This is a genomic window from Herbaspirillum sp. LeCh32-8, assembly GCF_017814915.1.
Lineage (GTDB): Bacteria > Pseudomonadota > Gammaproteobacteria > Burkholderiales > Burkholderiaceae_D > Herbaspirillum.
The window spans coordinates 1-21819 of record NZ_JAGIPZ010000022.1; the positions used below are offsets into that span (position 1 = coordinate 1).

Annotated in this window: 20 protein-coding genes and 1 pseudogene; 8 read left to right on the top strand and 13 right to left on the bottom strand. The window is 66.6% G+C overall.

The features are described 5' to 3' along the window. Positions 1-237: 237 nt before the first annotated feature. The 4 genes from hpxZ to J8I26_RS22165 form a co-directional block, all read right to left on the bottom strand. On the bottom strand, positions 238-636 hold the full coding sequence (gene hpxZ, locus J8I26_RS22150; protein WP_209609317.1) for an oxalurate catabolism protein HpxZ: 399 nt from the start codon (positions 634-636) through the stop codon (positions 238-240). A 25-nt stretch (positions 637-661) separates the two neighbouring features. Then, positions 662-3262 (bottom strand): ATP-binding cassette domain-containing protein, encoded by a 2601-nt coding sequence (locus tag J8I26_RS22155; protein ID WP_209609320.1) that lies wholly within the window; start codon positions 3260-3262, stop codon positions 662-664. Beyond that, positions 3259-4137: a branched-chain amino acid ABC transporter permease gene (locus J8I26_RS22160; protein ID WP_209609322.1), complete on the bottom strand. Its 879-nt coding sequence runs from the start codon at positions 4135-4137 to the stop codon at positions 3259-3261. Before J8I26_RS22160 ends, J8I26_RS22155 begins: the two co-directional genes overlap by 4 nt. A gap of 112 nt (positions 4138-4249) precedes the next feature. Next, positions 4250-5434, bottom strand: a complete 1185-nt coding sequence (locus J8I26_RS22165; protein ID WP_209609324.1) for an ABC transporter substrate-binding protein — start codon at positions 5432-5434, stop codon at positions 4250-4252. A gap of 207 nt (positions 5435-5641) precedes the next feature. Here J8I26_RS22165 and J8I26_RS22170 point away from each other — a divergent pair, with 207 nt between their 5' ends. The 4 genes from J8I26_RS22170 to J8I26_RS22185 are packed head-to-tail and all read left to right on the top strand — an operon-like array spanning position 5642 to position 9212. Next, on the top strand, positions 5642-6085 hold the full coding sequence (locus J8I26_RS22170) for a nuclear transport factor 2 family protein (protein ID WP_209609326.1): 444 nt from the start codon (positions 5642-5644) through the stop codon (positions 6083-6085). 11 nt (positions 6086-6096) lie between these two features. Further along, positions 6097-7074: a polysaccharide deacetylase family protein gene (locus J8I26_RS22175; protein WP_209609328.1), complete on the top strand. Its 978-nt coding sequence runs from the start codon at positions 6097-6099 to the stop codon at positions 7072-7074. A 29-nt stretch (positions 7075-7103) separates the two neighbouring features. After that, a complete protein-coding gene (locus J8I26_RS22180; RefSeq protein ID WP_348635355.1) occupies positions 7104-8330 on the top strand; it encodes an amidase in 1227 nt (408 codons plus the stop codon). A gap of 60 nt (positions 8331-8390) precedes the next feature. Then, entirely contained in the window at positions 8391-9212 is an 822-nt protein-coding gene (locus J8I26_RS22185) for a GntR family transcriptional regulator (RefSeq protein ID WP_209609332.1), read from the top strand. Positions 9213-9323: 111 nt separating this feature from the next. Here the strand turns inward: J8I26_RS22185 and J8I26_RS22190 are convergent, their stop codons facing one another. The 4 genes and pseudogenes from J8I26_RS22190 to J8I26_RS22205 all read right to left on the bottom strand — a co-directional run bounded on the left by J8I26_RS22190 (position 9324) and on the right by J8I26_RS22205 (position 13472). Continuing rightward, complete coding sequence (locus J8I26_RS22190) at positions 9324-10334, bottom strand: LLM class flavin-dependent oxidoreductase (RefSeq protein ID WP_209609334.1); 1011 nt, start codon at positions 10332-10334, stop codon at positions 9324-9326. An 80-nt stretch (positions 10335-10414) separates the two neighbouring features. After that, positions 10415-11458 (bottom strand): NADP-dependent oxidoreductase, encoded by a 1044-nt coding sequence (locus J8I26_RS22195; protein WP_209609337.1) that lies wholly within the window; start codon positions 11456-11458, stop codon positions 10415-10417. 58 nt (positions 11459-11516) lie between these two features. Beyond that, positions 11517-12116, bottom strand: a pseudogene (locus J8I26_RS22200) (TetR/AcrR family transcriptional regulator). Between the two features lie 69 nt (positions 12117-12185). Then, a complete protein-coding gene (locus tag J8I26_RS22205) occupies positions 12186-13472 on the bottom strand; it encodes an MFS transporter (RefSeq protein ID WP_209609339.1) in 1287 nt (428 codons plus the stop codon). Between the two features lie 116 nt (positions 13473-13588). Here J8I26_RS22205 and J8I26_RS22210 point away from each other — a divergent pair, with 116 nt between their 5' ends. Further along, a complete protein-coding gene (locus J8I26_RS22210; protein WP_209609341.1) occupies positions 13589-14566 on the top strand; it encodes a GlxA family transcriptional regulator in 978 nt (325 codons plus the stop codon). Positions 14567-14594: 28 nt separating this feature from the next. Here the strand turns inward: J8I26_RS22210 and J8I26_RS22215 are convergent, their stop codons facing one another. After that, positions 14595-15752, bottom strand: coding sequence for a metallophosphoesterase (locus tag J8I26_RS22215; RefSeq protein ID WP_209609343.1), 1158 nt, complete (start codon positions 15750-15752; stop codon positions 14595-14597). Positions 15753-15867: 115 nt separating this feature from the next. Here J8I26_RS22215 and J8I26_RS22220 point away from each other — a divergent pair, with 115 nt between their 5' ends. Both J8I26_RS22220 and J8I26_RS22225 read left to right on the top strand, forming a co-directional pair. Beyond that, complete coding sequence (locus tag J8I26_RS22220; protein WP_209609344.1) at positions 15868-16110, top strand: hypothetical protein; 243 nt, start codon at positions 15868-15870, stop codon at positions 16108-16110. Positions 16111-16120: 10 nt separating this feature from the next. Then, positions 16121-16669 (top strand): hypothetical protein, encoded by a 549-nt coding sequence (locus tag J8I26_RS22225; protein WP_209609346.1) that lies wholly within the window; start codon positions 16121-16123, stop codon positions 16667-16669. A 111-nt stretch (positions 16670-16780) separates the two neighbouring features. Here J8I26_RS22225 and ppk2 read toward each other — a convergent pair whose 3' ends face one another. Further along, positions 16781-17692, bottom strand: coding sequence for a polyphosphate kinase 2 (gene ppk2, locus J8I26_RS22230; RefSeq protein WP_209609348.1), 912 nt, complete (start codon positions 17690-17692; stop codon positions 16781-16783). Positions 17693-17893: 201 nt separating this feature from the next. Between ppk2 and J8I26_RS22235 the strand changes: the two genes are divergently transcribed. Next, positions 17894-18841 carry a LysR substrate-binding domain-containing protein gene (locus tag J8I26_RS22235; protein ID WP_209609350.1) on the top strand — a complete coding sequence of 316 codons (948 nt, stop codon included), beginning with the start codon at positions 17894-17896 and terminating at the stop codon, positions 18839-18841. Positions 18842-18925: 84 nt separating this feature from the next. Here J8I26_RS22235 and J8I26_RS22240 read toward each other — a convergent pair whose 3' ends face one another. The 3 genes from J8I26_RS22240 to ugpA are packed head-to-tail and all read right to left on the bottom strand — an operon-like array spanning position 18926 to position 21766. Next, positions 18926-20017: a sn-glycerol-3-phosphate import ATP-binding protein UgpC gene (locus J8I26_RS22240; RefSeq protein WP_209609352.1), complete on the bottom strand. Its 1092-nt coding sequence runs from the start codon at positions 20015-20017 to the stop codon at positions 18926-18928. Positions 20018-20033: 16 nt separating this feature from the next. Continuing rightward, entirely contained in the window at positions 20034-20885 is an 852-nt protein-coding gene (gene ugpE / locus J8I26_RS22245; RefSeq protein ID WP_209609354.1) for a sn-glycerol-3-phosphate ABC transporter permease UgpE, read from the bottom strand. Continuing rightward, entirely contained in the window at positions 20882-21766 is an 885-nt protein-coding gene (gene ugpA / locus J8I26_RS22250) for a sn-glycerol-3-phosphate ABC transporter permease UgpA (protein ID WP_209609356.1), read from the bottom strand. The genes ugpE and ugpA overlap by 4 nt, the downstream gene beginning before the upstream one ends. Between the last annotated feature and the right edge of the window lie 53 nt (positions 21767-21819).

The following is a 21819-nucleotide window of genomic DNA, read 5'->3' on the forward strand; positions in this document are numbered from 1 at the left end:
CTTGGCGGAGCAAGAAAAGTGAGCGGCTGCCGGGCCGCCCCCGGCGCTCCGCTCCGACCGGAGAGAGCAAGCATCAAGGCCAGAGCAAACGAAGGCTGCAAGACCCAACTACCCAGCCCAAACAACAAGCACCGGTGAAGCGCAACAAACGACGCTGGATCCCGGCCTTCGCCGGGATGACGGAGGTATTGGCAAGCGCAACAGAAAACACAACTCCAACACCTGCCAAGCCACCATCTACACCCCCTCCATCCACGACACATGCGCCGCCACAATGCGCCACCCCTGCGGCAAGCGCAACCAGGTATGACTCTGGCGCCCGATGCGCGCCTCCCCTGCGCGCGTGAACTCGGTGTTGGCCACCGCGTAATCGCGTCCATAACTCGTGATGACCGTGCGGCGCAGGCTGCGCATCAGGTTCTTCGGCGAACGCCCGATGCGAAACGCGCGGATCTCGTCGACCCCGACCAGGTTCTCGGTAGCGCCGTAACGCACCGTATGCGGGCCATCGAGAAACAGCTCGTCCAGCACATCGACCTGGTTAGTCGTCAGCGCTACTTCATAGCGACCGAAGGCGGCCTCGACCTCGGCCAGCACCTCGGGGATGTTCACTTCAAACGGTGTGACCGGTTCCAATGCAAGCTCCTGGGGTCAAGTCGGTTCAGTGCGCGCCAAGATAGGCCTTGGCCAGCGCGTCGTTGGCGGCGATCTCGGCGGCCGTGCCCTGCGCCACCACGCGACCGCCTTCAATCACGTAGGCGCGGTCGGCCAGCGACAAGGCCAGCGCCGCCATCTGGTCCACCAGCACGATGGTCATGTTCTCGTTGCGCAGGCGGTCCAGCGCCGCGAACAGCTCGGCGATCACCTTGGGCGCCAGGCCCAACGAGGGCTCGTCCAGCAGCAGCACGCGCGGCCGCGACATCAGGCCGCGCGCGATCGCCAGCATTTGCTGCTCGCCGCCGGAGAGCAGGCCGGCGCGCTGGTGCAGCCGCTCGCGCAGGCGCGGGAAGCGACCCAGCATCTCTTCCACGCGGGCGTCGACGTCCTGTGGATAAAGGAAAGCGCCGAGGCGGATGTTGTCCAGCACCGAAAGCTCGGGGAATACTTGGCGCCCTTCCGGCACCAGCACCACGCCGTGGCGCACGATCTGCTCGGCGCGCAGGTGCATCAGGTTCACGCCGCCGGCGTGGATGCCGCCCTGGATCGGGCGATGCAGGCCCGCCAGCGCGCGCATCAGCGTCGACTTGCCGGCGCCGTTGGCGCCCAAAAGCGCCACCATCTCGCCCTGCTTCACCTGCAAGTTGATGCCGTGCAGGACCGGCTCGGCGCCGTAGCCCGTGACCAGCTCGCCCACGCCCAGCAACTCGCCGGCGCCCTGCACTGCAACGCGCTGTGCAGCCGGCGCCTGCTGTGTGCTCTCGCCCAGATAGGCGCGCTTGACCGCCGGGTCGTTCTGCACTTCCTGCGGGGTCCCGATGGCCAGGCGCTGGCCGGCATCGAGCACCACGATGCGGGTGGAGATCTGCATCACCAGCTCCATGTCGTGCTCGACCACCACCACGCTGATGCCGGCGGCGGCGATCTTTTGCAGCAGCTGCGCCAGCATGCTCTTGTCTTCGCGCGACAGGCCGGCGGCCGGCTCATCCAGCAGCAGCACATCGGGGTCGGCCGCCAGCGCGCGTGCGATCTCCACCAGGCGGCGATCGACGTGTGCCAGGTCGGCGGCGGGAATGTCCAGCGCGCCGCGGTAGCCGCAATAGGCCAGCAGGCGGCGGCTGTGTTCGCGCACGTCGGACGAGTCGAAGCCGCGCGACGACAGCAAGCCTCCCAGGCGACCGCGACCGCAGGCCAGCGCGACGTTGTCGGCTACCGTCAGGCTGCCGAACAGCTGCGAAGTCTGGTAGGTGCGCGCCACGCCTTGACGGGCGATGCGGAAGGCCGGCAGACCGGCCAGCGCAGTGTCGCCCAGGCTGAAGCCGCCCGAGGTCGGACGATAGAAGCCGGAGAGCATGTTCAGCGCCGTGGTCTTGCCGGCGCCGTTGGGGCCGATCAGGCTGGTGACGGCGCAGGCCGGCACCTCAAAGCCCAGTCCACCGACCGCGCGCACGCCGCCGAACACCATGGTCAGGCCGTCGGCCGACAAGGTGCGACGCTTGCGCTTCGTCAGCGAGACGTCGTCATGGACGGTATCCGACGCATCGGAAGCCGCAGCCACGGCCGCGCCCGGCTTGCGCCATGCCGACGCCAGCTTGCGCAGCAGGCCGGTCACGCCGTCGGGCGCGATCCACAGCACCAGCAGCAGCAAGGCGCCGAAGAACAGCAGGCGGTAATCCTCCAGGCTGGACAGCAGCTCGGGCAGCGCGCCGACGATGATGGCGCCGATCACCGGCCCCATGATGGAGCCGGAGCCGCCGACCACCACCACCAGCACGAACAGGATGGACTGCATGAAGCTGAACGTGTCCGGCGTGACGAAGGTCGACAGCGGCGCGAACAAGCCGCCGGCCAAGCCTGCCAGCGCGGCCGAAATGGCGAAGGCGACGGTCTTGATCACCAGCGGATTGAGGCCGATGGATTCGGACGCGGTCTCGCTGTCGCGCACCGCGCGCATGGCCGCGCCCCAACTGCCGCGCGAGAGCCAGCAGTAACAGGCCAGCATGACGGCGGCGGTGACCAGGCCCAGGATGGCGATGGCGCGCTCGCCCTGCAGGCCGAGGAAGGACGGCGCGACCAGGCCCATGATGCCGTTCTGGCCGCCGGTCAGGTCGCGCATCTCGATGATGGCGTGCTGGATGATGAAGCTGAAGGCGATGGTGATCATCGCCAGATAAGGCCCCTTCACGCGCAGCGCCGGCAAGGCCAGCAACACGCCCAGCGCGCCCGCGACCAGCGCCGCCAGCGGCCACGCCAGCCAGAAGGAAAGCCCGGCCTTGGTGGTAAGCACGGCGACGGTGTAAGCGCCGACGGCGTAAAAGCCGACATGGCCGAAGGACACCTGGCCGGTCATGCCGATCAGCACGTTCAGGCCAATGCCGACGATGGCCACCAGCGCAATGCCGGCCAGCACGAACACGTAGTAACTGTTGACCGACAGCGCCAGCGTGGCTGCGGCGATGAAGCCCAGCGTACTCCACGCGAGCGCTGCGGGCGTGCCCAGGCCCAGGCGTACCCGGGCGCGCGGAGCGGCCGCCGCCGGGGCGGAAGGGGAAGTCTGCGCCGCGCGGCGCAGCGCTTCGGTGACCGAATGCGGAAGATTGTTCATACCTTTTTCACCTGTGCGCGGCCGAACAGGCCATTGGGACGAATTGCCAGCACCGCGATCACCAGCGCGAAGGTGATGATCTGCGTGTAGCCGGAGCCAAGCGTGGCAGTGATCAATGCTTCGGCGATGCCGAACAGCAGGCCTGCGATCATCACGCCCCAGGCGCTGGTGATGCCGCCCAGGATGGCCACGGCGAAAGCCTTCAGGCCAAACAGTGTGCCCATGTCGGCATTGACGTTGAACAGTGGCGCGATCAGCACGCCTGCCACGCCGGCCAGCAGGGTGGAAAGCGCAAAGGCGGCGGCGATGGCGCGGGTGATGGGGATGCCCATCAGGCGCGCGGCGTCGCGGTTCTGCACCACCGCCAGCAAGGCGGTGCCCCAGCGCGTGCGACGCGAAACGGTATGCAGCAGCGCCGCCAGCGCCAGGCCGATGGCCGGGATCAGCAGGTGCAGCGGATACACTCCCAGGCCGACGCCGCCCACCTCGATGGACGACAGCGCCAACGGCGACGGCAGGCTGCGCGGCTCCTTGCCGAAGGTGTGCATGACCAGGTTATCGAGCACGATGCCCAGCGCCACGGTGGACATCAGCCAGGCGTTGGAACCCTGGCGTGCAAACGGGCGCACCGCCAGCACTTCGACCAGCATGCCGTAGAGCGCGCACAAGGCCAGCGCCAGGACGACGGCCAGCCACATCGGCCAGCCCAGCGTCTGCGCGAAGGTGAAGCACAGCACGGCGCCCAGCATCATCGAGCTGCCCTGTGCGAAATTGACGGTGCCCGAAACGGCATACGTCATGTAGAAACCGAGCGCCATCAGACCGTACATGCTGCCCAGTCCGAATCCGCTGATGAGTGCCGACAACAGCAGCATCTTGTTCTCCCTGCCCCGCTGCCTTTGTCGGCGCGGGTCTGTCCATTGGTGTTGCGTGATCGTGGTGTGTGCGCGGCGGACCGGCTGCCCGGCCCGCCGTACTGCATTGGCCTTACTGGCTCAGGCCCACCGGCAGGATGCGGTTGTCGATGAACTGCGCCCAGACATAGTCGTCGGCCTGCAGCGCGTCGTGCACGGTCGGGCTGAACGGCTTGACGTAGGTCTTGATCAGGCCTTCGTAGCGGTCGATCTTGTAAAAGCCTTCGCGGATCGCGTCGCCGTTGGTGGAACCGGCCTTGGCGATCGCCAGCGCGGCCAGCTGCACGCCGTCATAGGCGTTGGCCACGCCCACCGCCGGGGTGATGTCGTCCGGGCCCTTGATCGAGGGATACTTGGCCTTCAGCTCGGCCACCACCTTCTCGCCCACCGGCGAGAGCTTGCCGAAGAAGCTGAAGGTCTGGACAAAGTGCACGTTCTTCGCGTTCGGTCCGGCCAGCTCGGTGAAGCGGCCGCCGGCCGGGCCCCAGTGCGACACCACCGGCACCTTCCAGCCCATGCGGTCGAGCGACTTGACCACCTGCGCCGAAGGGCCGACGTTGCCGACCAGGTAGAGCGTGTCGGCGCCGGCAGCCTTCAGGCGGGACAGCTGCGGCACCACGTCGACGTCGCTGGCTTCAAACTTCTCGACGCCGGCCGGCTTCAGGCCCTTCTCGGCCAGCGCGGCGACGATGCCCTTTTCATTGGATTCGCCCCACGGGTTGTTGACCAGGATCAGGCCGGCCTTGGCGCTCTTGAAGGTCTTCTGGGCGTAGGTCAGCATCGCCTTGTCGACCAGCTCATCCACCGCCGACACGCGGAATGCGTAGTTGGGATTGGCGCCGTTCTTGGTCACGCCGGTGCCGGCCGCCCACGGTCCCACGAAGGGCACCTTCTCCTGGTTGGCGATGGGCACGATGGCCATCGACACCGGGGTATCCAGACCGCCGAACAGCACCGCCACCTTTTCCTTGAAGATCAGTTCGCGCGCGGCCACCACGCCCTTGGCCGGATTGGCCTCGTCGTCACGGCGCACCAGCTCCAGCTTGCGGCCGCCCAGGAGGCCGCCCTTGGCGTTGATCTCGTCGATGGCGATGGTCATGCCGCGGGTCAGCGCCTCGCCGGCTTGCGCGGACTGGCCCGACAGCGCGGTGACCAGGCCGATCTTGATGGTGTCGGCGGCCAGCGCCAGCGGCGATAGTGCGGCGGCGACGGTGGCCGCTGCGGCGGCGATCAGGGTACGGCGGGTGAAACGGTTCATTTGACTTCCCTCCAGGTTGGCAATTGTGAGTTCGGGGTTCCCGGCATGACTTATGCAAGGGCTATGCCAAGCGCCGCAGCTGAAGGTAATTTTTGCCGACAATATTACTTATATATACGAAGCAAATATCTTCATTTATTGCCGCTGATAAATCACAAACATTGCAGCCAATAACGCACACATCTTGTGCAAGACATGGAGAAAATGATGCACGCCGCACCATCATCAAACACGACGCAGGGCGCCGCCCTGCCCTACGATCCCGCTGCGCTGGTCGACGAATACCTGCGCGTACTGATGATTCCCGATCCGGCGGCGGCGCGCCGCTTCGTCTCGCCGGAGCTGAAGATCCGCTTCACCGGCGGGCGCGAGATGATCGACCCGGCGCAATGCGCGGCCTTCAACGCAACGCGCTACGGCTGGGTCAAGAAGCGCTTTGAAGGCACCGAGGTGATGGCCGGCGCCAGCGTGGAAGAGGCGGTGGTCTACAACCGCGGAACGCTGTACGGCGTGTGGCCGGACGGCGAGGCTTTCGAGGGCAACCGTTACGTCGACCGCTACGTGATCCGCCACGGCCTGATCGTGCAGATGGATGTCTGGAACGACAGCGCCGAGCGCCTGCTGGCGCGCGCCGGCCTGGCCGAGCTGTGATGGGGGACGCGATGCAAGCCACCATCCTGCCGCCCGGCGCCGGGGACGCGCTGGGCCGCGATATCGACAATGTCGCGCCGCCAGCCTATGGCGCGCTGCGCAGCCACGGCCGCTTCGGCTACTCGGCCATCCACCGGCGACCGCAGTACCGCTGGCCCAACGGCGCGCGGCTGGCGGTCTACCTCGGCTTCAACATCGAGCACTTCGCCTTCGGCGAAGGCCTGGGCGCCAAGCTGGGGCCGGTCTGCCCGGAGCCGGACGTGCTCAACTACGCCTGGCGCGAATACGGCAACCGCGTCGGCGCCTGGCGTTGCCTCGATCTGTTCGACCAGCTGGCGCTGCCGGCCGGGGTGCTGATCAATACCGCGCTGTACGACCATTGCCCCGAGCTGGTGGCCGCCTTCGCCGCGCGCGGCGACGAGATCATCGGCCACGGCCACACCAACGCGCAGCAGCAGGGCACACTGCCCGAAGCCGAGGAGCTGGCGCTGCTGCGCCACTGCCGCGAGCGCATCGCCGCCGAAAGCGGCACCGCGCCCACCGGCTGGCTCTCGCCATGGATCTCGGAAAGCCTGTGCACGCCCGACCTGCTGCAGCAATCCGGTTATCGCTACAACCTGAACTGGGCGCACGACGACCAGCCGGTGCGCATGCGCACGCGCGACGGCGGCAGCCTGTGGTCGATTCCCTACCCGCAGGAGCTGAACGACATCCCGATGATCGTGGCGCGCCAGATGGACGGCCGCGACTTCGCCCGCATGATCGTCGACAACTTCGACGAGATGCTGGCCCAGTCGGCGCAGCAGCCGCTGGTGATGGGCATCGCCCTGCATCCCTACCTGGTGGGCCAGCCCTATCGCCTGCGCCACCTGCGCACGGCGCTGGAACACCTGGCGGCCGCGCGTGACCGCGGCGAGATCTGGTTCACCACGCCGGGCGCGATCTGCGACCACGTGGACGCGCTGGAAGAACTGCGCCTGCCCTTCTGAGCGCGCCAACAACAACGATGGAGAAACAAGTGAATCAAGCAGCAAGCCCCCTGAACTTCGGCCCGTTCGACCGCGCCGATGAGATCGGCGCCTTCGTCCCGCACGGCCGCTACCGCCTGGACGGCGCGCCGCACGGCCCGCTCTCGGGCCTGAGCTTCGGCGTCAAGGACCTGTTCGACATCGCCGGCCAGCCCACCGGTGCCGGCAACCCCGACTGGCTGCGCACGCACGCCGTGCCCACCCGCACCAACGCAGTGGTGCAGACGCTGCTGGATGCCGGCGCCGACATGGTCGGCAAGACCCTGACCGACGAGATCGCCTACAGCATCCACGGCGACAACCACCACTACGGCACGCCGGACAACGTCGCCGCCCCCGGCCGCGTGCCGGGCGGATCCTCCAGCGGCTCGGCGGCGGCGGTGGCGGCGCGCCTGTGCGACTTCGCGCTGGGCACCGACACCGGCGGCTCGACCCGGGTGCCGGCCAGCTACTGCGGCGTCTGGGGCCTGCGCACCAGCTTCGGCCTGCTGTCGGCCGCTGCGATGGCGCCGCTGTCGCCGAGCTTCGACACCGTCACCTGGCTGGCGTCGGACGCCGCCGTCTTCGAACGGGTCGGGCAGGCGCTACTGCCGCAGACCGGCGAGGTCGCCCTCAGGCGCGCCCTGTTGCCCTTCGATGTACTGGAGCAAGCCGACGCGGTATTCCACCCGGCGGTGCTGCGTGTCTATGAAGCGCTGCAGGCGCGCCTGCACGGCGAGCACGCGCGCCTGACCACCGGCGAAGATGAACTGGAACACTGGCGTCGCGCCTACATCAGTGCCTCGGCCTACGAGGCATGGCAGACCCACAAGAAATGGATCACCGAGCATGCGCCCACGTTCGGCCCGGCGGTGCAGGGGCGCTGGAACATGGCGCGCGACACCGGCGCGGAAACCGCACAGGCCGCGCGCGAAAAGCAGCTGCTGGTGCGCCACCAGGTGCGCTCCTTCCTCGGCGCCGACGGCGTGGCGGTGATCCCTTCGGCAGCCAGCGTGGCGCCGCTGCGCGACGCGTCGCCGCAGCAGATCGACGACATTCGCGCGCGCTGCTTCCGCATCACCTGCATCGCCGGTTTGTCCGGACTGCCGCAGGTCAGCATCCCCTTCACCACGCCCGAAGGGTTGCCGATCGGCGTATCATTGCTGGGCCCGGCCGGCAGCGACCTGGCCCTGATCCGGCTGGCCACGACCATCCGGCAGGCGCTGCAGGAAACCTGACCGACCCACGCGCGGCCTGCGCCACAGGCCGCGCGCGATCCACCAACGATGCACAAGACGATGAGCGACACATCCCCCCGCAGCAGCAAACGCAGCGCCCGCCAGGCCGGCCATGCCGAAGCCGCGCCGGCACGCCAGTCCCGCGCCGGCCGCCCGCGCGTCCGGCACGATGCGCTGGCCGAGGCGCCGGTGCTGCAGGCCGACAACGACGCCGGCGAAGACATCATCACCCGCATCTACAACACGGTCTTCGAGAGCGTCATGGACCAGCGCCTGACGCCGGGCACCAAGCTGCCCGAGGCGGCCTTGTGCGAGCTGTTCGGGGTCGGCCGCACCGTGGTGCAGAAGGCGCTGCAAAAGCTGGCGCACGAACACATCGTGGAGCTGCGCCCGAACCGCGGCGCGGTGGTGGCCATGCCCACGCCGGCCGAAACGCGCGAGATCTTCGAGGCGCGTCGTGCGCTGGAGGCGGCCATCATGCGCCTGGCGGTGCAGAACGCCACCCGCGCCGACCTGAGCAAGCTGCGCCGCCAGCTGAAAGAAGAACACGAGGTCATGCACAGCTACGCCCAGACCCGCTGGGCGCGGCTGGCGTCGTCCTTCCACATGCGGGTGGCCGAGCTCTCGCGCAACGCCACGCTGCAGCGTTACCTGGGCGAACTGGTATCGCGCTGCTCGCTGATCGTGGCGCTGCACGAGCCGGCCGGCTACGCCTCCTGCGAGCATGAGGAACATACCCACATCGTCGACCTGATCGAGCGCGGCGACGCCGAAGGCGCGGTGGCAGCGATGGAGTCGCACCTGCGCTCGCTGGAAGAGCACATCCACCTGGTCAGCGAGAAGAGCGGCAACAGCCTGGCGCGCATGCTGGGGATGGAATAGGCGCGTTTGCTTTCGCCGATGAAAAAACGGCATTGCCTGTGATGGGCAATGCCGTTTTCTTTTGTTGCGAAGGAAAGGTATCGCCGCGGGACCCCGCGTCGCCAACTGCCGTTAAATCGCCACCCTGCTCTCCAGCTCCTCGCGCACCTCGGCCACGATGCCGAAGGAATGCAGGCGCGCGGCGTGATCGTAGATCTGCGCAGTGATCATCAGCTCATCGGGGGCGGTGTCGTCGATGAAGTTCTGCAGACCTTCGCGCACGGTCTCGCGATCCCCCACCACGGCGCAGGCCAGCGAGCGTTCGACGTGGGCCTGCTCGCCCGGCTGCCAGTAGTCGCTGATATCGTCCACCGGCGGGTTGAGCTGGCCCGGGGTGCCGCGGATCAGGTTGATGAATTGCTGCTGCAGCGAGCTGAACAGGCGCTCGGCCTCGCGGTCGGTGTCGGCGGCGAACACGTTCAGGCCCAGCATCACATACGGCTTTTGCAGCGCGGCCGACGGCTTGAAGCGGGCGCGGTAGATCTCCACCGCCGACTTCATGAAGCCCGGCGCGAAGTGCGAGGCGAAGGCGAACGGCAGGCCCAGCTCGGCCGCCAGCTGCGCGCTGAACATGCTGGAACCCAACAGCCACAGCGGCACATGCAGGCCGGCGCCGGGCACGGCGCGCAGGCCCTGGTAGTCCGAGGGCTCGGCGAAGTAGTCCTGCAGCTCGACCACGTCCTGCGGGAAATTCTCGGCGGTGTCGCCGCCCATGTGGCGGCGCAGCGCGCGTGCGGTGCGCTGGTCGGAACCGGGCGCGCGGCCCAGGCCCAGGTCGATGCGCCCCGGGTAGAGCGACTCCAGCGTGCCGAACTGCTCGGCGATCACCAGCGGCGAATGGTTGGGCAGCATGATGCCGCCGGCACCCACGCGGATGCTCTTGGTATTGGCGGCCACGTGCGAGATCACCAGCGAGGTGGCGGCGCTGGCGATGCCGCTCATGTTGTGGTGCTCGGCCAGCCAGTAGCGCTTGTAGCCCAGCTTCTCGGCCAGCTGCGCCAGCTCCTTGGTGTTGTTGAACGCCTGTGCGGCGGTGCTGCCCTTGTTGATGGGGGACAGGTCGAGTACGGAAAAGGGAATCATGAATGGAATCCTGATGGCGCAGCAGGATCACCGCCGCGCCGGGTTGCCGGGGTGCTTGCCCGGAATATGGTCCTGCCCGCTCAGTCCAGCTTGACGACGAGCTTGCCGAAGTTCTTGCCCTGCAGCAGGCCGATGAAGGCTTGCGGCGCGTTTTCCAATCCTTGCGTAACGTCCTCGCGGTAGCGCAGGCTGCCGTCCTTGAGCCAGCCGGCGACGTCGTGCTGGAAGGCCGCGTGCAGTTCGGGGCGGTTGACGTAGTAGTCGAAGATGATGAAGCCCCGGATCTGGATGCGCTTGGTCAGCACGCTGCGCAGGAAGGCGGTGCTGTCGGTGGCGACGCTGCCGCCGTTGTAGTGGGCGATCAGCCCGCACACGGGGATGCGCGCGTGGGTGTTCAACAGCGGCACCACGGCGTCGAACACGGCGCCGCCGACGTTCTCGAAATAGATGTCGATGCCCTTCGGGCAGGCCGCCTCAAGCTGCGCTGCGAAGTCCGGCGCGCGGTGGTCGATGCAGGCGTCGAAGCCCAGTTCCTTGACCGCGAACGCGCACTTCTCGGCGCCGCCGGCCACGCCGACCACGCGGCAGCCCTTGATGCGGGCGATCTGCCCCACCATCGAGCCGACCGCACCGGTGGCCGCGGCCACCACCACGGTTTCGCCGGGGCGCGGCTGGCCGATGTCGATCAGGCCGGCGTACGCCGTGTAGCCCGGCATGCCGAGCGCGCCCAGCGCATACGAGGGGTGGCTGAAGTCGGGCGGCAGCCGGGTGGCGCCGGTGCCGTCGGTGATCGCGTATTCCTGCCAGCCGGTATAGGCCATCACCAGGTCGCCCTCCTTGAACTCGGGATGGCGCGAAGCCACCACGCGCGACACGGTGCCGCCGGTCATGACGGCGTCGATCTCCACCGGCGGCGCGTAGGACGGCGCGTCGCTCATGCGACCGCGCATGTAGGGATCGAGCGACAGCCACTCGGCGCGCAGCAGCAGCTGGCCGTCCTGCGGCGTCGGCACGGGGACTTGCTCAAGGCGGAAATTGTCGACCGTGGGCGCGCCGGTGGGACGCGAGGCCAGCACGATGCGGCGGTTGGTGGAAGGAGTGGTAGGGGTGGACGTGGCGCTCATCGGGAGTCCTTTCTGAAGGAAATACGAATCCGGATCGGGAGGAAGAAGATAGAGAAGATCATTGCGGCGGCACCAGCACGCGCCGGGTCACGTGCATCGCGCTTTCCATGGGTACGCGGTCGCGACTAAGCTTGGAGAGCAGGCTGGCGCCCAGCCATAGCTGGTAGAGCATGGTGGCGGTGGGCAAGGGATCGAGCACGGTGTGCAGCGAGCCGTCGGCAACGCCTTCGGCGATGCAGTCGGCGATGCGGGCGATGAAACGGCCGGTGCCTTCGTGCAGCACCACCCGCATGTCGTCGGACAGGTCGGCCACTTCAGCCGACAGCTTGACCACCAGGCAACGCTGCTCAAGCTCCTAGCAGCACTGGCTCTCCAGCCAATAACCCCAGTAGGTCAGCAGGCGCTCGCGCGCGCTGGCGCCGTAGACGGCATCGTCCAGTACCTTGCCCAGCAGCTCGAGGTAGCCCTCGACATAGTGCTCGATGAGCTCGCGCCCGTACTGTTCCTTGGAGCCGAAGTAGTGATAGAAGGAGCCCTTGGGAATCTCGGCCGCGGCCAGGATCTCGGACAGGCCGACACCCGAGAAGCCCTTCTGCGCGATGATCGCGCGGCCGGCCGTCAGGATGTTGCGTTTGGTTTCGCCATAAGTTTCTCTCATGGCGGCCATTTTAACGAAAAATTAGACCGGTCGTCTAAGACCGGTCTTTTTGCATAAATGCGAACGGCCTCAGCCCTTGCGCGGCGCCGGAAACAGCGGATACACCGCCAGCGCGACCAGGGCCACGGCCAGCCAGACCGTCCCCCACCCGCCCCGATGCAGCAACGCAGGCACCGCCTGCGCCGTCAGGAAGAACACCCCGAACACGCAGCTGTTGCCCAGCCCCAACGCGGTGCCGATCTGCGCCGGACCGGCCATGACCGCCAGCTCGGTGTAGGCCACGCCATGCCAGGCCGACACGGCGACGCCGGCGGCGACGATGGCGATGCCCAGCGGCGCCGCGCCCCATGCGCCGACCGATGCCAGCGTTCCCAACAGCGCGAACAAGGCCGCGCTCAACAAGGCGCAGCCGCGCAGATAAGCACGCCGCTCACCGCGCCGGTCGGTCCAGCGGCCGCTGGCGATGCGGCACACCGCCGCCCCCAGCTGCACCGTCGTCAGGGCCGCGCTGATCAGCAGCAGGCCGGCATGGGCGCGCTCCTGCAGGAAGATGCCGCCAAAGCTGATCAGGGCCACCTGCGGCGCGCACAGCAAACCCGTGGCCAGCGCTAGGCGCCAGACCACGGTGCTGCGCAACGCGGGCTGTGATGTGACGGGGGCAGCAGGCGCGGCGACGGGCGCATCTGCAGCCGGCGGCTCGCGCAGCCACACCAGCGTCAGTGCGACGCTGGCTGCGCAAGCTGCGATCAGCGCGATGTACACCGCGCCGAAACCGGCATGGGCGGCCAGCGACGGCAACAGCAAGGCGCCGATGCCTCCGCCCAGCGGCACCGCAGTCTGGCGGATGCTCATCGCCAGGCCGCGTTCGCCGTCGCGAAACCAAGCCATGATCGCGCGGCCGGAGGAACCGTTGACGCTGCCGCCCAGCAAGCCCGCCAGCATCAGGCCGGCGCACAGCCAGACGTAGGTGTCGCCGCCCTGCCCCGGCAAGGCCGTTACGATCAGCAGCCAGAGAGCGGCGATCGTGCCCAGCAGGCCGGCCAGCAGGACCTTGCGGTCGCCCAGCTTGTCGGTCAGCACACCCCACGGCAGTTCGCCCAAGGCCACGCCCAGGCTCAGCAGGCCGAGCGCAAGGCCGAGCTCGGTATTGCTGAGCCGGTAGTCGGTGCGCAACACCACCGAGGTCACCGGGATGCCGGAGAAGAAGGCCGAGAAACTGGCATTGGCGGCGACGCCGGCGGCCAGTACTTTCCAGCGGTGACCATCGGCGCGGACAGGCGGCTGGGCAGGATGTTGCGCGACGCTGTGGTCGGCGCTCCGGCCCGTGCCTGGGTCGGATGTTGCGGCGGATCGCATGACGGGCTCCTTCAGGCAGGCAATGAAAACCCGTGCAGTGTCACCGGCAGGAGCTCGTCCAAAATGTCATAATTCCAGCAAATCAAGCCATTCGCAGATCTCTGCCGGAGCCCGCCATGCCAACCCGCGACACCGCCTTCCTGATCTTCGCCGACTGCAGCATGCTCGACTTCACCGGCCCGCTGTCGGCCTTCGATGCCGCCAACCGGGTGTCGGGCAAGACGCTGTACCGGCTGACGCTGTTGTCCGAGCCGGGCGGCATGATCCGCAGTTCGGCCGGCGCCTGCGTGCAGACCGAGCGCATCGGCGCGCAGCGCTACGACACGCTGGTGGTGGCCGGCGGCGGCGCGCCGCGCGAAGGGCTGGTGTCGGGGGAATTGCGCGACTACATCGTGCGCGCGGCCAAACGCTCGCGCCGCATCGCCGGCGTGTGCACCGGCGCCTTCGTGCTGGCGGCAGCCGGCGTGCTCGACGGCCGGCGCGCCACTACCCACTGGCGCATGGCGGCCAAGCTGCAGAAGATGCACCCTCAGGTGCTGGTGGAGAGCGACCGTATCTATTCGCGCGACGGCGCGGTGTGGACCTCAGCCGGCATCTCGGCCGGCATCGACCTGGCGCTGGCGCTGATCGAGGACGATCACGGCGTCGAGCTGGCCAAGGCGGTGGCGCGCGAGCTGGTGGTGTTCCACCGCCGCCCGGGCGGGCAGTCGCAGTTCTCGGCGCTGCAGGACATGGATGGAGGAAGTGATCGCATCCGCACCGCCCTCACCTTCGCGCGCGAGAACCTGCATCAGGAATTGACGGTGGATATCCTGGCCGAAGTGGCCTGCCTGTCACGCCGCCAGTTCGACCGCGCCTTCAGCGCCGAGACCGGACAGACGCCGGCCAAGGCGATCGAGCAGATGCGTGCGGAAGCCGCGCGCATCCGCATCGAAGAGTCCAGCGAGTCGCTGGAGCATATCGCCCGCGTCACCGGCTTCGGCGACACCGACCGCATGCGGCGCGCCTGCATGCGGCTGTTCGGCCAGCCGCCGCAGGCCTTGCGCCGGCTGGCGCGACAGGCGCAGGACAGCGACGCGCTGGCCGTCGCCTGACGTCAGGGAACAAGAAAAAGAGAAGCGCTCAGCCGGCCGTGAGCTTGACGCGCGTGATCTCCGACGGCGCCAGCAGGCGCTTGGGCGGGCCCCAATAGCCGGTGCCGCGGCTGACGTAGATCCACAGCTTGTGCAGGCGCTTGAGGCCCGCCACATACGGCTGCTGCAGCGGCACGAAGAAATTCCACGGGAAGAACTGGCCGCCATGGGTGTGGCCCGACAGCTGCAGGTCAAAGCCGGCCTCGGCCGCCGCCACCGCGCTGCGCGGCTGGTGCGCCAGCAGGATGCGCGGGCCGTCGGTCGGGGCGTTTTCGATGGCGGCGTGCGGATCGCTGCGATGCGCGGGGTCGAACTGGTGGGCGGTGAAGTCGGTCACGCCGGCCAGTACCAGGCCGGCGCCGTCGTGGCGCAGCACCACGTGTTCGTTCATCAGCACGGTCAGGCCCAGGCGACGCACTTCGTCTATCCACTCATGCGCGTTGGAATAGTACTCATGGTTGCCGGTGACGAAGTAGGCGCCGTGGCGCGCGCGAATGTCAGCCAGCGGCGCGGTATGCGACGCCAGCTGGCGCACGCTGCCGTCGACCAGGTCGCCGGTGACGGCCACCACGTCGGGCTGCAGGGCGTTGACCTTGTCGACGATGGCCTGCAGGTAGGGACGCTTGATGGTGGGGCCGACGTGGATGTCGCTGATCTGGACGATGGTGAAGCCTTCCAGCGCGCGCGGCAGGTTGGCGATCGGCACGCTTACCTCCACCACGGCCGCGGTGCGGCGCGCGTTGAGGAAGCCGATCACGGTGGCCGCCGCGGTCAGCGCCAGCACCAGCCACGCGGTCAGCTCGTCGAGCTCGCGCAGGTGGATGTCGGACAACGAGAACAACGGCAGCAACGCCAGCGCGACGACGCGCAAAATAGTCAACAGCAGCGCCGAGGAAAACGCGCCCATGGCCAGCATGCCGGCCCAGGCCAGCCGGTCGGCCGGCGCCTCGGCCATGCCGCGACGCTTCAGGATGGGAGCGAACATGGCCGCCGGCATCAGCAGCACCGACACCGCCAGCACGGCGACGCCGAGGACAACCCAGGCGCTGCCGCCGGTCAGCGCCGGCAGCAGTTGAAAGCCGATCCACGCGTGCAGGGCGGCGAGGATGGCGAGGAAGATGACGACTCCAGCATAGGTACGGCGCATGAATGGCTTTCTTGTTGTCCGGAAATAACAGGGAGGCGCAGACAGCGTGAAAGCGCGGCATTGACCCGGCTTCGCCATCAAACGCGATGAAAAGCTTGCATCGGTAAGGAAAGATATGGCCTCCGTTGCCGGCATTTCAACCACGACGTCCGTAAATTGCCGCAAACCGGCATCAGACTTGGCTTTCCGGCAATTTGGCAGCGCCCCGGCTGCAGAAAAAGTCGGCGCAGGGCATGCAAGAAGACGAACAGAGGAGGATAATATTGCCTCAATCCCCGATTTTTTAATTCGCGCGACCTTGGCGGCCGACAGCCGCATCGATCCATTCATCGACCAGAGGCCGCGTGCGCATCATTGAAAGAGTTATTTTGAGTTCAAGCAAAACCACCAAGCGCTGGCATGGCAACGTCGAGGCGATCAAGGCAGAATTCCTCAACGGCGTGGTCAAGCAGATGGAATCCTACGGCGACCGCGTGCACTTCTCGATGTTCGGTTCGGTGCAAAAGCCGCACTACGAAGTGATCAACAGCTTCGACAAGAAGATGGCCTTCGACGGCAATCACCACTTGCACCGCGCGGAAGACGAGACCGAATTCGGCCCCGGCAACGTTACGCCCATCTTCACGCTGGAACAGATCAAGCGCATCATCGCCACCGGCGGCAGCGGCGTACGCAGCAGCATCCCGCGCGCGGCCCGCGCGGCATCTGCGCGCAGCACCGGCACCGCCCGCCCGACGACGGCGGCTGCGCGTGCGCGTGAAGCGGTGGACAGCGAGAAGTACGTCTACTTCAAGGCCAACCGCGAGATGCTGCCCGAAGGCATCAACCAGTACTCCGACGAGATCAGCGCACTGATGTTGAAGGGCATGTCGGCCGAGCAGGCCTTCGGCGAAATCATCACCAAGCATTTCGACTGATACGCCCTCGCGCAGCGCGCCAGCCGCAGCGCGCGAATCAAGGCAAATGAAAATGGCCGGAGTCTCCTCCGGCCATTTTCATTTCGGGCATCAAGCCCGGTCAGCCCGCGCTTAGTACGCCTCGGGCACGATCATGCTCTGCGGCACCGGATGGCGCTCGTAGTCCTCGTGGCGCTCGCGCTCGGGCAAGATCACCGGCGCATGCGGCACTTCCTGGTAGGGCATCTGCTCCAGCAAGTGCTGGATGCAATTCAATCGCGCCTTCTTCTTGTCGACCGCCTGCACCACCCACCACGGCGCCTCGGGGATGTGGGTGCGCTCCAGCATCACTTCCTTGGCCTTGGTGTACTCCTCCCAGCGGCGGCGCGACTCCAGGTCCATCGGGGAGAGCTTCCACTGCTTCAGCGGATCGTGGATGCGCGAGAGGAAGCGCATGTGCTGTTCTTCGTCGGTGATGGAGAACCAGTACTTGATCACCTGGATGCCGGCGCGGGTGAGCATGCGCTCGAACTCGGGCACCGAGCGGAAGAACTCTTCGTACTGCTCGTCGTTGCAGAAACCCATCACGCGCTCGACGCCGGCGCGGTTGTACCAGCTGCGGTCGAACAGCACGATCTCGCCTGCGGCCGGCAGGTGCGACACGTAACGCTGGAAGTACCACTGGGTGCGTTCGCGGTCGTTGGGCGCCGGCAGCGCCGCCACGCGCGCCACGCGCGGGTTCAGGCGCTGGGTGATGCGCTTGATCACGCCGCCCTTGCCGGCCGCGTCGCGGCCTTCGAACACGATCACCACCTTGTGGCCGGTCTGCACCACCCAGTCTTGCAGCTTGACCAGCTCGCCCTGCAAGCGGAACAGCTCGCGGAAATACATGCGGCGGTATTCCTTCTCTTCATCGCCGTGGGCGCTGGAAATCTCGCCGGTCACCGGATCCACGGTGCGGTCTTCCAGTTCCAGCTCCATTTCTTCGTCATAGCTGTCGGCCAGTTCGCGGTGGATGCGCTTGACCATTTCTTCGTTGTTCATTGTTTCCTCGTGGACAATATAGACGGCGTGCGGCGGGCCTTCCGCCGCGGGAAAAGTGCGACACAACATACAGGGCCATTGTGACGAAGACATGACAAATGGCGCCGCCCCCGCAGCAGGCGCGCCGGAGCGGCGCAGAATCGGGCGTGAGAAAATAGGCTATAGTCATTGAAAAACCGATAGTCATTTCCGTACATCAGCATGACACTCACTGAACTGAAATACATCGTGGCCGTGGCCCGCGAAAAGCACTTCGGCCATGCCGCGGAAGCCTGTTTCGTCGCCCAGCCCACCTTGTCGGTCGCCATCAAGAAGCTGGAAGACGAGCTGGGCGTGGTCATCTTCGAACGCGGCGGCACCGAGGTCTCGGTCACGCCGCTGGGCGCGCAGATCGTGGCCCAGGCCGAGCGCGTGCTGGAGCAAACCGCCGCCATCAAGGAAATCGCCAACCAGAACAAGGACCCGCTGTCGGGCCCGCTGCGCCTGGGCGTGATCTATACCATCGGCCCCTACCTGCTGCCCTCGCTGGTCAAGACCATGATCGAGACGGTGCCGCAGATGCCGCTGATCCTGCAGGAAAACTTCACCACCCGCCTGATCGAACTGCTGCGCCAGGGCGAGCTGGACGCGGCCATCATGGCCCTGCCCTTCCCCGAGCACGGCCTGAACGTGCTGCCGCTGTACGACGAGGAATTCATGGTGGCCCTGCCGCGCCAGCACAAGTGGGCCGAGCGCAAGGAAATCGACGCCCGCGAACTCAAGAGCGAGACCATGCTGTTGCTGGGCAACGGCCACTGCTTCCGCGACCAGGTGCTGGAAGTCTGTCCCGAGATGTCGCGCTTCTCCACCAGCGGCGACGGCATTGCACGCACCTTCGAAGGTTCCTCGCTGGAGACGATCCGTCACATGGTGTCCTCGGGCATCGGCGTCACCGTGCTGCCGCGCGCCTCGATCACGGACGCCAATACCCGCGAGGGCATGGTGCGCTACGTGCCCTTCATCGCGCCCGCGCCCTCGCGCCGTGTGGTGATCGCCTGGCGCAAGAGCTTCACCCGCCAGGCCGCCATCGACGCCGTGCAAAAGGCGGTGCTGGCCTGCAACCTGAGCGGGGTGCAAATGCTCAACGACGCAGAGGCGGTTGCGGGTTGATCAGCACCCAACGCCACGCATAAAGAAAAAGGCCTCGCATCGCGAGGCCTTTTTTCATGCTGCGTCCAACGCGCGTGCAAGCGATCAGAGGCGACGCGTGGTACTGGCGTCGAACCAGTGCACATCGGCTGCGCCGAACGAAGCGCCGATGCGTTGACCGGTGGCGACCTGCACATTGGCCGGGCAGCGCAGCACCAGCGACTGGCCGCCGCAACGCACGTGCACCAGCAGCTCCGCACCCAGCGCTTCGACCAGCTCGACGTCCAGCTCCAGCTGCGAGGCCGAGCCGTCCAGCACCGGCAGCAGGTGTTCGGGACGCACGCCGAAGATGCGCTCCTGGCCTGCGGCAGCCGCAACCGGCTGCGCCAGGCGGATGGCCGCGCGCTCGCCGTTCTTCTCAGCCTCGAAGGCGGCGCCGTCGGCCGAGATGCGTCCCTGCAGCAGGTTCATCGGCGGCGAGCCGATGAAGCCGGCCACGAAGGTGGTGGCCGGGCGCGCGTAGACTTCGGCCGGGGTGCCGATCTGCTCGGCTACGCCCTTGTTCATCACGATCATGCGCTGGCCCAGCGTCATCGCCTCGACCTGGTCGTGGGTGACGTACAGGCTGGTGGTGCGCAGGCTGGCGTGCAGCTTCTGGATCTCCAGGCGCATCTGCACGCGCAGCTTGGCGTCGAGGTTGGAGAGCGGCTCGTCGAACAGGAACACCGCCGGTTTGCGCACGATGGCGCGCCCCATGGCCACGCGCTGGCGCTGGCCGCCGGAGAGCTGGCGCGGCGTGCGCTCCAGCAGCGCGCCCAGTTCCAGGATCTGGGCCGCGCGCTGCACTCGCTCGTCAATCTCGGCCTTGGACAGGCCGGCGATCTTCAGGCCGTAAGCCATGTTCTCGTAGACCGTCATGTGCGGATACAGCGCATAGTTCTGGAACACCATGGCGATGTCTCGCTCCTTGGGTTCCAGCTCGTTGACCACGCGCTCGCCGATGACGATCTGGCCGCCGGAAATTTCCTCCAGGCCGGCGACCATGCGCAGCAGCGTGGACTTGCCGCAGCCGGACGGGCCGACCATGACGATGAATTCGCCGTCGGCGATCTCGGCGTCGATGCCGTGGATGACGTCGACCGCCTTGGGCCCTTTGCCGTAGGTCTTGCGGACTTGCTTGAGATGGATTGCTGCCATGTTTGTACGGGTAAGTTTATTTTTCGGAATCGACCAGGCCCTTGACGAACCACTTCTGCATCACCACCACGATCAGTCCGGGCGGCAGCATGGCCAGCATCATGGTGGCCATGACCATGTTCCACTCGACGGCGGAATCGCCGCCCGAGATCAGGGTCTTGATGCCGATGCCGATCGGGTACATCTCCTGCTGGGTGGCGATCATCAACGGCCACAGGTACTGGTTCCAGCCGTAGATGAACATGATCACGAACAGCGCGATCACGTTGGTGCGCGAGAGCGGCCACAGCACGTCCTTCAGGAAGCGCAGCGGGCCGGCGCCGTCGATGCGCGCAGCCTCGGCCAGCTCGTCGGGCACCGTCAAGAAGAACTGGCGGAACAGGAAGGTGGCGGTGGCCGACGCGATCAGCGGCACCGTCAGGCCGGCGTAGCTGTTGAGCATGCCGAAGTCGGACACCACCTGGTAGGTCGGCGTGATGCGCACTTCCACCGGCAGCATCAGGGTGACGAAGATCATCCAGAAGAACAGGTTGCGGCCGGGAAAGCGGAAGTACACGATGGCAAAGGCCGACAGCATGGAGATGGCGATCTTGCCGATGGCGATGATCAGCGCCGTGACCAGGCTGACCCACAGCATGTTGAGCACCGGTGGCGCCACGACCTGGCCGGAAGCGCCCTTGAACAGCACCGTGCCATAGTTGTTCAGCAGTTCATTGCCGGGGATGAGCGAGATCGGCGACATGGCCGACTGCTCCGCGGTCTGGGTGCTGGCGACGAAGGCCACGTACAGCGGGAACACCACCGCCAGCACGCCGAGGATCAGCACCAGGTGGCTGACCGCATCCAGGATTGGTCGTCTCTCGATCATGCGTATTGGACTTTCTTCTCAACGTATTTGAACTGCACCACGGTCAGCAGGATCACCACTGCCATCAGCACCACCGACTGCGCCGCGGCACTGCCCAAGTCGCCGCCCTTGAAGCCGTCGGAAAACACCTTGTAGACCAGAATCTCGGTGTCCTTGCCGGGGCCGCCGTGGGTGGTGGCCTCGACGATGGCGAAGGTGTCGAAGAAGGCATAGACCACGTTGACCACCAGCAGGAAGAAGGTGGTCGGCGAGATCAGCGGAAACACGATGGTGAAGAAGCGCTTGACCGGGCCGGCGCCGTCGATGGCGGCGGCTTCGATCAGCGACTTGGGAATGGACTGCAGGCCGGCCAGGAAGAACAGGAAGTTGTAGCTGATCTGCTTCCAGATGGCGGCGATCACGATCAGGATCATGGCGTGGGTGCCGTTGACCATGTAATCCCAGGGAATGCCGAACCAGCCCAGCACGTGCGACAGCACGCCCAGCGAAGGGCTCAGCAGGAACATCCACAACACGCCCACCACCACCGGCGACACCGCGTAGGGCCAGATCAGGAAGGTCTTGTAGATCGACGCGCCCTTGGTGACGCGGTCGGCGAACACCGCCAGCATCAGCGAAATTGCCATGCCGAAGAAGGCCACCAGCAGCGAGAACAAGGCGGTGGTGCGGAAGGATTCGAGGTAGGTCGGATCGCCGAACAGCGCCGCGAAGTTGTCGAACCAGACGAATTCGGAATAGCCGCCAAAGGCGTCCTGCAGCAGTACCGACTGGTACAGCGCCTGGATGGCGGGCCAGAAGAAGAACAGCAAAGTGATCAGGATCTGCGGTGCGACCAGCAGATACGGCAGCCACTTCGATTTGAATCGCGCGCGTTTTTCCACGTTCGTTCAGTCAAGGCAATGAGGTTTCAGGAAACGAAATCCGGCGGCATGCG